Genomic DNA, 13,093 nt, shown 5'->3' with positions numbered 1-13,093 from the left:
GACGGGTAGCCTCCTTATAGCCGATACAGTTTTTTGGCGTTATCGTAAAATATTTTTTGCCGCGCTTCCGGCTTGAGCCGCTTCAGAATTTCAGTGGGGATGTCGTTGTCCCAATGCGGGTAGTCACTGGAGAACATCAGGATATTTTCGGCATCGATCATATCGAATATAGTTAGCAAATGTTTAGGATCGTCCGGTTCCTCGATCGGCTGAGTGGAGAACATGCAGTTGCTGCGGATATACTCGCTCGGCATGCGCTTCAGCCAAGGCACGGACGAGCGGAGTCCTTTGTAGTTTTTGTCCAACCGCCACATCAGATGGGGCAGCCAAGCAATGCCGCCCTCCAAGCAAACAAACTTTAGTTCAGGAAATTTTTCGAAAACGCCCTCACATACCAGGCTGGTTAGGTGAGCCATGTAGTTTTGCGACAAACATGTATGATATTCGAGATATCGGGTTGGATATCCGGACGGCGTGGGTGGGGGGGTTATCCCAGCTCCTTCACCGCCAGGATGGATAGCTATCGGGAGGCCGTGGCGCTGTGCCGCTTCATAGATCGGGTGGAACTGGCGCTGGCCGAGCAGAGCACGCTGGGCGCTGCCAATCACGATGCCTGCCATCTCCGGATGCTCCGCCATCCGGTCAATTTCCCGGACAGCGAGCTGCGGGTCTTGGGTGCCTATGACTATCGAGCCGCGAAATGAACGATGCTTCGGAAGCCACTCCGCCACCAGATAGTCGTTGTATGCCGAAGCGATAGCTGCGGCATGATCCGGGTCATGCATGGTGGAGACATCCATGAGGTTACCGGTTAATATCGCGTATTCAATGTGAAACGGCATTATCAGATCTTTGACGAGATAATCCGGATCGGAAGCGGCCGGACCTCCGGAGGGAGGTGTGCAATCTTTGCGCAGCACCCCGACCGGAGAAGGATACCCTCGGTCAGGCATCCCAATGCCCGATTGAGCGACCTGGGTTCTCCAAGGTTCCGGCAAGTAGGGCAGCAGGTCTCTGAAGCTCTTCAATTGGTTATGGACATCGACGTCGATAACTTTTGTAGCTGGTAGCAATACAATCACCCTTTCTTTTTGAAAATGAGCGGAATGGCAGTTCGTTTGCTCATACTGTCATTCTAGCCGGATTGTCCATCCAGTACGATTGATAATCATACGTTTTTTTGAGTGATTCTTTGATTTCCATCTAATAATAAGGAGCGTATGAGTCCATGAAGATTTATTCCGTTGCCTATCAGCAATCTGTACATGGAAGCTGGAAGGTCCCTCTGAGTCCAACTAAGCAGCACATTTTCCTCCTCGTTACGAAAGGAACGGTCATTTACCGGATAGCGGGACAGACGCTGCGGATCCGCAAAGGGGAAGGGTTGTTTATGCAGCAGCATACGATGCGCTCTTCGGAAACGGACCTTGCTGATCCGCATGCGCTCTACTCCGCCCACTTTCAGGACTTGCCCGACGAGGATTTGGCCTGCTTTGTCGATGAGCCATTCAAGCTAATCCGGCCTCTCGGCTTCGATTATCTCAAACAGCGGTTCAGCCTGTTGAACGAATACTGGATCGGCCAACTGCATGGGTATGAGTTGATTACGAGGGGGATCTTGACGGAAATTCTGGGGATCGTTCAGCGCGAGTTGCTGTCTGGAAGCCATCCCCACTCACTCCGCAGCCTGGCCTTGCGCATCCAAGAGTACATTCTAAAGCACTTTCGCGAACCAATACTCATCAACGATTTGGCACGGTACGTGGATCGGTCTCCCACTTATGTCTCCACTGTGTTCAGGCGTGTGACTGGACGGACTCCCATAGGTTATATGCACGAGGTCCGAATCGCCGCAGCGCGCGATCTGCTGATGACTACCAACATGACCATCAGGGAGCTATCCGAATCGCTGGGGTACTGCGATCAGACTTATTTCAATTATATGTATAAGAAAATTGTCGGTTATCCCCCATCTCATACCTTGAAGGTACGGAAAGCAGAGAGTATGCCCAGGAAGGCTGGAGACGAGCAGACATGGATTTGAAGGGCTTTATGAATGAGGATCAGCTTCAATGGAGTAAGGATATCGAGAATACCCTCCATTCCTTTCCTATTATGCTGCGAAGCAATGAGTGGATCAAAGGCACCAGCTTTCATCGGCAGCCAGGACTAGAGATTCACGTGACTCAGGAGGGGGAGGGCACGATGGTCGTCGGCAAGCAGGTCCTGCTGCAGTCCCCCCGTTCGGTTCTGGTGTTCAGGGGGACGGTTCCGCATCAGATGATATCCAGGTCCTCGTACAAGCGTAGCGTCATCTGCATCCATTTTTGCGAGGAAGACGGCATGCTCCCTGCCTTGCACCAGCTGATCGATTTTTCGTGGGTACCCGTTGACTCTTGTTTAAGCTTCACCCTCAACCCGAGGCAGCAACGGCAATTAGAAGAGATGTGTGAAGACCTGCGTCGCGAACTGGGGACACGCAAGATCGGCTGGGAACGGATGGCTTTGGCTCAGGTCCTGCAGGTTACCGCTTTTCTGCAGCGAAGCACGGCAGGACCCGAGATCGTCACAGGCGAGCTGGAGAAGGGAAGGAAGCATGATCTAGTACAATCTTGTTCCGACTATGTGTGTGCGCATTTGAGCAAGGAGTTGACACTGAAGTCGGTCGCCAAGCTCTTCTCCGTGAGCGAAGAATACTTAACCCGAAGCTTTACCAAGGAGATGGGGATCAGCTTTTACCAATATGTACTGCTACAGCGGGTAGCGGAGGGCAAGCGGCTGCTTCGTGAGGCGATGGATGTGTCCATCACGGAGATCGCCTACATGATCGGATTTCCATCGTCGTCTAATTTCAGCCGTCACTTCAAAGCGCTGACGGAAGAAACTCCGTCTGCCTACCGCCAACGGATCGAGAGGGAATAACGGGATGTTGCAACTGCAATATATGGGTCAGATCACGGCAATAAGGCGGTTCTGCGCGTAGAGCCTCTATGAGGTGCTGCCTTCCAGACGGATCAGGCATGGGATCGGGGAAAAGTCCGAAACTGGTCAATTATTAAGAGAAATCCCGTCAAACATCGGCAATCATTAATCACTGCCTCGCTCTATAATAAACTTGTAAGTGTTATAGCAAGTCAATATGGACATAATGGAGGGTTCGGGCAATGAGTACAATAACAGCAAACGGACAGCCAGAAGCAGCAAAGCGGTCCAAGTTGAAGCGTTCTATTATCGATTGCGATATCCACAATTACACGGGTTTGGATGTTGTTAAGCCTTACTTGCCTAGACATTACCGCGAAATGATCGATACGTACGGCTCGGCGCTGCCGTCGGGCATGCATTTCAACGGCGGCGTCGGCGGGCGGATGGTGGATTCATTTCCTCCCGAGGGCGGACCGGCCGGTAGCGATCTGGCCTTTATGCAAAAGCATCATCTGGACCCGTATAACGTAGAATACGGGATATTAACAGGGGAAGGACCTGGACATCAGGGTACTATGAATTATGATTATGCGGCTGCGCTAAGCACGGCTGCCAATGACTATGTGATCGAGCATTGGCTGAGTCGGGACAGCCGGCTGAAGGGCTCCGTGTTTATTGCGAAGCAGGACCCTGTTCAGGCAGCCAAGGAAATCGACCGTGTCGGAGGACGGAGCGACATGGTTCAGGTGCTGGTTCATAACGGGGCTATGTTCCCATATGGCAACCGATTTTATTATCCGATCTACGAAGCATGTGTCCGTCATAATTTGCCATTCACCATCCACGTCGGCGGCGAAGGCATTGGGATTAACGAAACGCCTACCGGAGCGGGCTATGTGTCCCACTATATCGAAGCACGCGCCTGCCGCCCCCAGGTTATGATGGCTCACTTGGCAAGCTTTATCTTCGAAGGAGTATTCGAGCGCTTTCCAACATTACAAGTCGTCATGCAGGAATCCGGCGTATTCTGGATTGCACCGTATCTCTGGCGGCTTGATGAGGACTGGAGGTCGCTGCGTGTGCAAACGCCTTGGGTGAAGAAGAAACCAAGCGAATATTTCCGCAGCAACGTGCGCGTCACCACGCAGCCGATCGAACAAACGCCTACCCGCGAAGTGTTCGATCAGATGATGGACAATATTTATGCGAAAGAAACGCTGATGTTCTGCTCGGACTATCCGCACTGGGATTTTGATTCCCCGCTGCAGGCCATGCCCAAGCTCGAGAATGAGCTGTGGGACCGGGTGTATTATCAGAATGCAGCCGAGCTATATAACCTGCCTTCGCGCAAATCTGAGAGAGAGGAAAGCGTGACGAAGCCATGACCTCATCCATAAAACCGCAGACCTCTCTGCAGCGCGCGAGTACTCAGAAGCATGTTGTGGCCAAAGTTTCGGACATTCCGCCAGGCACTCGCAAGCTGGTAGAAGCGGGTGGGCGTAGCCTCGGTATTTATCATGTCAATGGTCAATTCTACGCGCTTCGCAATGTGTGTCCGCATCAGGGCGCCGAGCTGTGCAAGGGCTTGACTACGGCGCTAGTCGTCTCTCCGGGCCCGGGGCAATTCGACTATGAGCGTGAGGGCGAAATCGTACGTTGCCCGTGGCATCAGTGGGAGTTCGATATCAAGACCGGATGCATGATCGTGGACCCATCGAAGCGTACCATGTCTTACGACGTAACGGTTGAGAAGTTCGACGTCACGCTGGAAGAAGATTCGGTCGTCGTGCATATGTAGGCCATTGCTTGTGGAGCCTACAGCTCTGCTTGCCGGGATTTGCGGTCGCTGGAAGAAGCATTCCTGCGGCCGCTTGGTACTCAAGGGAAGCCCATTACGACTACCGGCTCCAAAGCCGATCAGGGGGATAAAGGATGAAAATGGTCAAGTTTCGACAGACGGAAGATGTTTGCTTCCGAGCAAGTTGTGAAAGCTGGAAGAGCGATCACTGGCTGACGGTTCAGCTCCGAGTTCGTCAAGAGTCGCTTGTTCGAGCAAGCTTCCGTTTTTTTCGCAAGGGTGAGGAAAAACCGGCATTTGTCGTGACCCAGAAGCTGCTGCCGGACGTTCGGATTACCGCGGGCTTTCCGTTGTCAGTACTTGCAAGCCAATCGTTTTTCCTGGAGCCGCGACCGGGGCAATACAAATCGACGGCGCATGGAAGGCCGTGCAGCATCGGCGAGATGGAGGCTGTGGAGCTTGTCTTCGAACGAGAGGCAGGGCTTACGCAAGTTGAGATCAGCGAAGCCTGCGTGACGGACGCGCCCAGATTTCCCGTGGAGGGTGAGGTCTTTGTGGACATGCTGGGCCAGATAGCGAAAAAAAACTGGCCGGGCAAGACACATTCGGCGGAAGAGCTGGTGTCCTACCTGCGTAGCGAGCGCGAGAAGGCAGTGGATGAATATCCGGAGGGCTTCTCACGCTATGGGGGGTGGCTGGACAAGCGATTCGAGTCGACGGGCTGGTTTCACACGCGGCATGATGGCCGCCGTTGGTGGCTCGTCGATCCGGAGGGCTGCGCGTTTGTGTCTCATGGTATCTGTTATGGCAACCGCATGGGCATCTACACCTTTATCGACGGGATGAAGTCGCTTTGCGAATGGCTTCCGGATCGGAATGACCCCCTCTACTCACAGGCGTACATGACCGCCGATCAGGACCCCGAATTCAGTAAAAGGAACGGTGTAGAGACGGGAAAAGACCGATGGATGTTTAACTTCAGCCGCGCAAACATGATGCATGCCTTTGGTGATGACTGGTGGAATGCTTGGGCAGACATTAACGGCGCCAGGTTGAAAGCCTGGGGGATTAACACACTTGGAGTGGGAGTGGGCAACTATCCGGACGAGCGGACGCTGGCATATCTGGAGAAGGTGCAGATTCCGTTTGTATGGTCGCTGATCGACTTTCCGAAGCCGTCGTCATGTATATTCCGTGATTTCCCGGATGTGTTCTCCCGGGAATACGCCGAATTAAGTGAGGATTATGCCAAGCAGCTTCTGCCGCTGCGGGATAATCCGATGCTGATCGGCTACTTCCTGACCAATGAGCCGGAATGGCTGTTTGAGGAGCTGTGCTTATCCGAGCGGTTGTTGGCCAGCCGACAAGACTTTGCTTCCAAGCATGCGCTCGTCCGATTCCTGATAGAAAAATATACCGAGTTGTCTGCGCTTAACGCCGCATGGAAGACGGAATTTGAATCGTTTGACGACCTGTTAGTACCCCTGGAGCATGCCGACCGGCTAAGCGACCTCGCTGCTGCCGATCTACACGAGTTTGATGAAGTTCTGATCGAGATGTACTCGCGTGTACCGTCCGATGCGTTGCGCCGTGTGGACCCGAACCACCTTAATCTTGGTATGCGCTATAGCCAGTTCAAGCCCGTGTCGGTGCCAGGCTTCAGGCATTTCGACGTTTTTTCCTTTAACTGCTACCGAGACACATGCAGCGCCAAGTCGCAAGAAGCATACCGCTTGAGCGACTTGCCGACGATTGTTGGTGAATGGCATATAGGGGGCTATGACAGAGGGTTGCTAGGCAGCGGCCTGGTGCAGGCTGCAAGTCAGGAGGAGCGGGCCAAGGCGATCTCCTACTATCTGGAGCAGGGCGTGGCGGAGCCTTCGGTCGTGGGGCTGCACTATTTCGAGCTATTCGATCAGCCGCCGCTCGGAAGGTTTGACGGTGCGACCGGACAAAGCGGATTGATCGATATCTGCAATCGCCCGTATGCGGAATGTGATCGTGCGCTGAGAGAATTTGCGGTGCGCATGTATCTCCTTGCGGATGGAAGGATTGAACCGACGCAGGAGATGGGGGCGCTAGAGGACAGAATCTATTGAGGCACTGAAATAGTGCGGCGGAATTTAGAGAAGCTGAAGTATATCGCAGTAAGGCTCCCGCATCCGCTCTTGATACTTCCACGATTTCGTTGTTACCCGAATTCATAAGTGATCGACACGAACCACGTCTAGTAGCAAGCTTGAAGCTCTCTCCGCGAAGCAACGAAGGAGGGAGCTTCTTAAGTACGCTCAGCATCCGCGTCATTTCTGCGATGAAAATCCGGATGGTTCATAAAAAACAATTTCTAAGTTGAGCGGCATGTGATATTCTATAGAAAAAATTTTGCTGGGGTGAAGAGAAATGCAAGCTACTGATGTCGAAAAAGTACCATCCTTGTTTTCCAGAACCAACCCGTTTCAAGCGAGAGTTTTAAAAAATGTGAATTTAAATGGAGAAGGCTCCAGTAAAGAAACACGCCATATTGAGCTGTCGTTACAAGGCTCTGGCTTCTCCTATGAGCCCGGCGATTGCTTGGGTATAGTTCCTTACAACGATCCCGAATTGGTAACTCTTATTCTCGAGGTTATGAAGTGGGATGCTGATACAACAGTTGTCATAAATAAGCAGAATGAAACGCTCCCGCTGAAAGAAGCACTATTGAAGCATTTCGAGCTTACCCTGCTATCCAAAAAAATCGTTCAGCAGGCAGCAGAGCTTTCTGAGAGTAAAGAGCTGAAGCAACTCGTGGCGGATGCAGAAAAAATGAAGGCCTATACGCATGGCCGAGATTTACTGGATTTGCTGAGTGAATTTGGACCCTGGAAAGCTTCCGTGCATGAAATTGTCGCTTTATTAAGGAAATTGCCGCCACGGTTGTATTCCGTTGCAAGCAGCCTGGCTGCAAATCCGGAGGAAGTCCACCTCACGATCGGTGCAGTTCATTACATGGCGCACGGACGCGAGCGCAAAGGTGTATGTTCGGTTATGTGCGCGGAGCGGTTGAACGAAGGAGATACCATTCCGGTCTTTATTCAGGTTAATAAGCACTTTCGTCTGCCGGAAACCTTGGAACATGACATCATTATGGTGGGGCCAGGGACGGGTATTGCTCCGTTCCGATCCTTTATTCAAGAGCGTACGGTGAGCAAAGCGACAGGCAAAGCATGGCTGTTCTTTGGCGATCAGCGTGCCGCGACGGATTTTCTTTATCAGCAGGAGCTGGAGCAATATCTACAAGCAGGCGTGCTGACCAAAATCGACGCTGCCTTCTCTCGCGATACGGATCAGAAAGTGTACGTGCAGCATAACATGCAAGAGAACAGTCGAGAGCTGTTCGCATGGCTCGAGCGTGGAGCTTACTTCTACGTGTGCGGCGATAAGCAAAACATGGCGAAGGATGTTCATAACACCCTGATTGACATTATTGAAAAAGAAGGCCAGTTGAGCCGCGAAGATGCTGAAGCGTATCTCAATGGATTGCAGGAGCAAGGACGTTACCAGCGCGATGTGTATTAAATAATGGCATCAATTGAACCATTTTCGAGATTATGGCCTTTAGAATTAAGGAATGGATGGAAATGAAGCAATACAACGCGACTAATAATATCGCAACGAAAATAGGTGAACGAGAGATTATAATCACCCGCGTATTTGATGCACCACGCGATCTTGTGTTTGAAGCTTGGACGAAAGAGGAGCACCTTTCGAAATGGCGGGGACCTCGAGGTTTTACGACGTCTTTTCAGACGTTTGATATGAAACCGGGCGGTACATGAAAGTTTATCATGCACGGTCCTGATGGCGTTGATTATCCCAACACCAACGTCTTTGTCGAGGTCGTAAAATTTGAGCGAATCTTCATCAAACATGCTATGTTCCCCCATTTTCTGGCGACGGCAATCTTTGTGGATCTGGATGGTAAGACCAAACTTTCTTATAGCACGGTTTTTGAAGAAAATGCCGCTGTCTTCGATAAGGCGAAAACATATGCCGTCCCAGGTGCCGAGCAGACGATGGATCGTCTTGAGGAGCATCTGGCAAGTATGTCCTGACGTTAACAGACACAATAGTTCGATATAAACCAGCGGCAGTCCACAGTTTGAACTGCTCCCCTCACCGTAGCAGGCTTTTTTATACCTGTATGCCGTATGGGGGACAGTTCAATTCCAGGACTGCCGTTGGTTTTATTATTTGGATCATTCATAACGGCAGCAGCTCTCACATTATACGGATTAATTTAATCACTATTGACAGTTGCGACAACTTGTCGTACATTTGACTTACGACAAGTTGTCGCATTAACAATCAGAGGTGCGCGCCGATGAAACATGTAGGAAGATTATCTGAAACCGAAATGGAAGTCATGGAGGTGATATGGGAGTTAGCAACGCCCGTAACCGTTACGCAGCTTCTAGACATTTTCGAAAGCAAAGACTGGAAAACTTCAACGGTATCGACTTTGCTGAAACGACTCATCGAAAAAGGATTTTTGACAAAATCAATGAGCGGAAAGGTGAACTATTACGAGGCTGCACTGACATTGAGTGAGTATAAGAAGGTTGAAACCAAAACTTTTCTTAGTCGCTTGTACGATGGGAAAGCCAAAAAATTGATTGCTGCTCTTGTTGATGATGCTGAACTAACTCCAAATGACATATCGGAATTAAGAGATTGGTTTAATCGTAAGGATGGTAAGGAATGATGGCTTTCGTCTTATCCCTCGTTATTGCGTCCTTTGTTGGAACAGTCATATGGTTTTTACAAAACAGTATCAAGCTTGTCACGCAAAACGTATTTTCCCAGACGTGGCATTATTATACCGGCTTGATTCCTGTATTTTTTCTTCTTGGCGGTTCGGAGATCATGAACAGGCTTGTCTCTTTCATCCGTTCCATCTCACCCGACATAGGCACAACTCCGGTATCAGGAACCGTTTCGGAACATTATGTGCATGTTACGCCAACGGAGCAGCTGGTAACAAGCAGCTTGTACTTATTGAAGCAACAGTTTGACTATCTGCTGCGGTTTTCTTACACAAAGGAATTTGCTGTATGCGCAACGGTCATTTGGGCCGTCGGAGCCATTGTCTTTCTTGCTGTCCATATCCAAAAATATCGGGCATTTAAACGTTCGGTATTACAGGAAAGCTGGATATGCGATACGGTGCAATGCCCTGTCAAGGTAATCGTAAGTGCTCATGCAGCAACACCAATGGTTATGGGCTTGTGGAGACCCATGGTTGTACTGCCGGATACCCGATTGGGGGAACAAGAGCTTGCCATGATCCTATCGCACGAACTCGTTCATTTAAAGCGAGGCGATCTCCTGGTAAAGCTGCTGGTGCTTCTTGCAAATGCGGTTCACTGGTTTAATCCGGCAGCTTATTCGCTCACTAAACAGATCAATACGGATTGTGAGCTGTCCTGTGATGAAAAAGTCGTTCAGGAAATGAATACGGAAAACCGGCGAATTTACGGCGAAACATTGTTGACCATGCTGGAGTACGGTGTTATGCAAAGATATGTTGTTTTCACAAGCAGCCTGTGCAGTCCAAAAAAGGCTATGAAAAGGAGACTGATGAACGTTATGAAGGAGAAGACAATGAAAAAACCGGTATTGGCATTGTCCCTTGTTGTTGCAATTGTCTTGGTCGTTAGTGGAGGGGCGGCTACATATGCTGCGGGAACGGCTGTCCCGACCAGGACGGCTGAGCCGATCGTAATTCCGACAGGTAAACAAGATGAAGGACGAAATGTTTACGTCCAATCTGCAGATGGAACCACCGTCTACTACGATAGGCAAGGAAATAAATCGCCTGCAACAGTTAAAACGAACAAGATGAAGCCGTTTGACGAGAAAACACAGAAAAAAATCGATGAGCTGCACGGCAAGATTCAATCTTATCTAGATAAAGGACTTCCGGTGCCGCAAGATATTACGAACGAGTTTACACCAGAAGAAATTCAGGCTGCTCTTAACGGAATAAGCTCGTATGTTTATGATGAAAAAGGAGTTCGTCCTTACACCTTTGACCGTAATTAAAGAGAAGATGATGGAGATGATAGACTTGCTAAAGGCAAAATGGAGATATGTTACGTTCGGGTTGCTCTTGGTCATGCTGGCAGGAAACCATGTCTATGCCGCTGAAGCTGAAAGAACTTTCTTTTGGTCAGATGCTGTGCCTATCCCTGACTGTTACACGAGCCGGGATGGGGAGCCTAAAGAACTCGGCGTGGAGAAGGATGGCAAAAAAGTGATCGTCGAACTTCCCTCTTGTGAAGAAGCGAAGAAAACCCATGTCTCGGTCCGTGTAGATGGAAAATATTTGCATGCATACTCATTAAGCGGGGCGGAGCCATATATCGAGAATGGTCGGACCATGATTCCGTTGAGGGCGCTAGCGGATGGATTCGGATTTGAAGTAGCCTGGGAACCAACCGAACAAAAAATCACGCTAAAAAAAGACACTAGAAGTATCATGATGTATATCGGAAAATCAGAGATGTTGGTTGATGGCAAAGAGGTAAAACTGGAAGAAGCCGTTCCGATGATTAAAAACGATCTGACCTTCTTGCCCGTTCGACAGCTTGCCGAAATACTGGGTGTTCAAGTCGACTGGGATGAAAGCACAAGGACCGCAACGTTTACGCAATAAGCATAGATGTTTACGACTTTGTCGTAAGGAAGTTCAATTTAGCCTTAGTTCAGTTCTCTGGACTAGGGCCTTTTTATTTGAAAATCAGTTTGCGCAAGATATGGAATTCAAGTAATTCGAAACCGACGCCGTATCCTCAATGGAGGTGCGCAGCGCGATGTAACCGTCGGGGCGAATCAAGATGAGTTCTTCGCTTTCCACTTCGTATATTCGGTAGGCATTCCCTGCCGTGTCGATGATGCCTTCCACTCCCTCTACATCCGACGGGAGGATGCCATGAACGTGGAGTTCGTTGTTGGCCAAGTTCTTTAGCGAAGGATCGGTGCATTTTGCAAAAGCCAAAAGCGTCCAGTGTGGGCCGCGCAATAGGTCAAAGACACTTCCTGCAAATCCGGTGCCTTGTAGACCCAAGGCATCCGGAGCACGATCTCCGGGTAATGTACGGATAACATTCGGTCGAGCAAACGGACGGGTGAGAGAGCTTGATCGATAGGAAATGCGAAGCCCGCTCGTCAGATCGTCGGATAGGATGCTCATGGTTTGGGACAAAGCTCCGCTCTCAGTCACTGTCCCTGTGATCGCCTCCATCTTCTTGGAGCTATCCTGGAGTACGGCTTGATCAATAGGACGGCGTTCCTCGTCATACGTATCGAGCAAGGCAGGATCGGCACCGCGCAGCACTGCAGCGAGTTTCCATCCGAGATTGTACGCGTCCTGCATGCCTGTATTCATGCCCTGACCACCTGCGGCCGGATGCACATGAGCAGCGTCGCCGGCGAGGAAGACTCTGTCCTTGCGGTATTGTTCCACCATGCGAATATTGATCCGGGCGATGGACAGCCAAGAGGCAGCTGTGAGCCGAACACGTCCGGCACCTGCTCGACGGTCAAACATGGCTTGATACACCTCTAGCGAAGGCTGCTCCGGTTCCTCGGTTTCTGCCGGAATGGTAGCTTGCAGCTGCCAAATGTCGGTTTTCGGCAACGGCGTCACCCCGATCATTCCCTCCTGAGATGTCCAGATGTGGATACGGCCGCGATCCAACCCCTCCAATCGTACATCGCCAAGATACCACCGCTCATTCTCGTGGGTTTGCCCAACAAGCGGCAATTGAATAAATTTGCGGATGTTGCTTTTGCCTCCATCAGCGCCTACTACATAGCGAGCGCGGATTTGCTTGTTTCCTTGCAGCGTATTCACGGTTACCGTCACACCATCGGAATCCTGAACAAGCCCCACAGCTTCCACGCCCAACTCAACTTGACCGCCAAGCTCCGCATATCGATCTCGCAATGCTTTTTCCACATCAAATTGAGCAATCCAGACCGGATCACGATAGGGTGTCTCCAGTTCGGCGCTGGCTGCAACGGTAATACCCGGCTTATCAACACTGCCGCCATCTGCGGTATAATAACGAACAGGCAAATCCACGATTCCTGTGTCCATCATGTAGCGAACAGCTCCTAAATCATCAGCGACTTCAAGAGAGCGGGGCTGGATCGTTTTAGCGCGAGATGCTACGCTATGGAAGGTGCTTCGTTCAATAATACAGTGGTTAACGTTTCGACGGGCAAGGTCGCAAGCAAGTGTAAGCCCTGTAGGTCCGGCACCGACAATGAGAACATCAACAAAAGACGGCATGGGGTTCATGATAGAATCCTCCTGGAACATTGATT

General features: G+C 50.5%; 11 protein-coding genes and 1 pseudogene. 10 read left to right on the top strand and 2 right to left on the bottom strand.

Annotation, left to right across the window (positions count from 1 at the left end):
* Nucleotides 1-14: 14 nt before the first annotated feature.
* Nucleotides 15-1,073 (bottom strand): amidohydrolase family protein, encoded by a 1,059-nt coding sequence (locus GSF01_RS07260; protein ID WP_235941334.1) that lies wholly within the window; start codon nucleotides 1,071-1,073, stop codon nucleotides 15-17.
* Between the two features lie 155 nt (nucleotides 1,074-1,228).
* Between GSF01_RS07260 and GSF01_RS07255 the strand changes: the two genes are divergently transcribed.
* From GSF01_RS07255 to GSF01_RS07210, 10 genes and pseudogenes are all read left to right on the top strand, one after another.
* Nucleotides 1,229-2,044 (top strand): AraC family transcriptional regulator, encoded by an 816-nt coding sequence (locus GSF01_RS07255; RefSeq protein WP_159882380.1) that lies wholly within the window; start codon nucleotides 1,229-1,231, stop codon nucleotides 2,042-2,044.
* On the top strand, nucleotides 2,035-2,922 hold the full coding sequence (locus GSF01_RS07250) for an AraC family transcriptional regulator (protein ID WP_159882378.1): 888 nt from the start codon (nucleotides 2,035-2,037) through the stop codon (nucleotides 2,920-2,922). The genes GSF01_RS07255 and GSF01_RS07250 overlap by 10 nt, the downstream gene beginning before the upstream one ends.
* A 242-nt stretch (nucleotides 2,923-3,164) precedes the next feature.
* The gene (locus tag GSF01_RS07245) at nucleotides 3,165-4,310 is read left to right on the top strand and encodes an amidohydrolase family protein (protein WP_159882376.1); all 1,146 of its coding nucleotides are present in this window, start codon (nucleotides 3,165-3,167) and stop codon (nucleotides 4,308-4,310) included.
* Nucleotides 4,307-4,723, top strand: coding sequence for a Rieske (2Fe-2S) protein (locus tag GSF01_RS07240; protein WP_159882374.1), 417 nt, complete (start codon nucleotides 4,307-4,309; stop codon nucleotides 4,721-4,723). Before GSF01_RS07245 ends, GSF01_RS07240 begins: the two co-directional genes overlap by 4 nt.
* Nucleotides 4,724-4,857: 134 nt before the next feature.
* Nucleotides 4,858-6,822 carry a beta-galactosidase gene (locus GSF01_RS07235; RefSeq protein WP_159882372.1) on the top strand — a complete coding sequence of 655 codons (1,965 nt, stop codon included), beginning with the start codon at nucleotides 4,858-4,860 and terminating at the stop codon, nucleotides 6,820-6,822.
* A 301-nt stretch (nucleotides 6,823-7,123) separates the two neighbouring features.
* Complete coding sequence (locus tag GSF01_RS07230; protein ID WP_159882370.1) at nucleotides 7,124-8,278, top strand: sulfite reductase subunit alpha; 1,155 nt, start codon at nucleotides 7,124-7,126, stop codon at nucleotides 8,276-8,278.
* A gap of 62 nt (nucleotides 8,279-8,340) precedes the next feature.
* Nucleotides 8,341-8,814, top strand: a pseudogene (locus GSF01_RS07225) (SRPBCC family protein).
* Nucleotides 8,815-9,083: 269 nt separating this feature from the next.
* Complete coding sequence (locus GSF01_RS07220; protein WP_159882368.1) at nucleotides 9,084-9,464, top strand: BlaI/MecI/CopY family transcriptional regulator; 381 nt, start codon at nucleotides 9,084-9,086, stop codon at nucleotides 9,462-9,464.
* The gene (locus GSF01_RS07215) at nucleotides 9,461-10,804 is read left to right on the top strand and encodes a M56 family metallopeptidase (protein ID WP_159882366.1); all 1,344 of its coding nucleotides are present in this window, start codon (nucleotides 9,461-9,463) and stop codon (nucleotides 10,802-10,804) included. The genes GSF01_RS07220 and GSF01_RS07215 overlap by 4 nt, the downstream gene beginning before the upstream one ends.
* Entirely contained in the window at nucleotides 10,791-11,417 is a 627-nt protein-coding gene (locus tag GSF01_RS07210; RefSeq protein WP_159882364.1) for a stalk domain-containing protein, read from the top strand. Before GSF01_RS07215 ends, GSF01_RS07210 begins: the two co-directional genes overlap by 14 nt.
* An 84-nt stretch (nucleotides 11,418-11,501) precedes the next feature.
* On the opposite strand, the gene GSF01_RS07205 is transcribed toward GSF01_RS07210, so the two are convergent.
* Complete coding sequence (locus tag GSF01_RS07205) at nucleotides 11,502-13,067, bottom strand: FAD-dependent monooxygenase (protein ID WP_159882362.1); 1,566 nt, start codon at nucleotides 13,065-13,067, stop codon at nucleotides 11,502-11,504.
* Between the last annotated feature and the right edge of the window lie 26 nt (nucleotides 13,068-13,093).

The sequence above is a fragment of the Paenibacillus puerhi genome (assembly GCF_009846885.1).
In the GTDB taxonomy this organism is placed as follows: Bacteria; Bacillota; Bacilli; order Paenibacillales; family NBRC-103111; genus Paenibacillus_G; species Paenibacillus_G puerhi.
The sequence above is the reverse complement of the archived record's forward strand: the minus strand, read 5'-3'. Positions and strand labels throughout refer to the sequence as shown.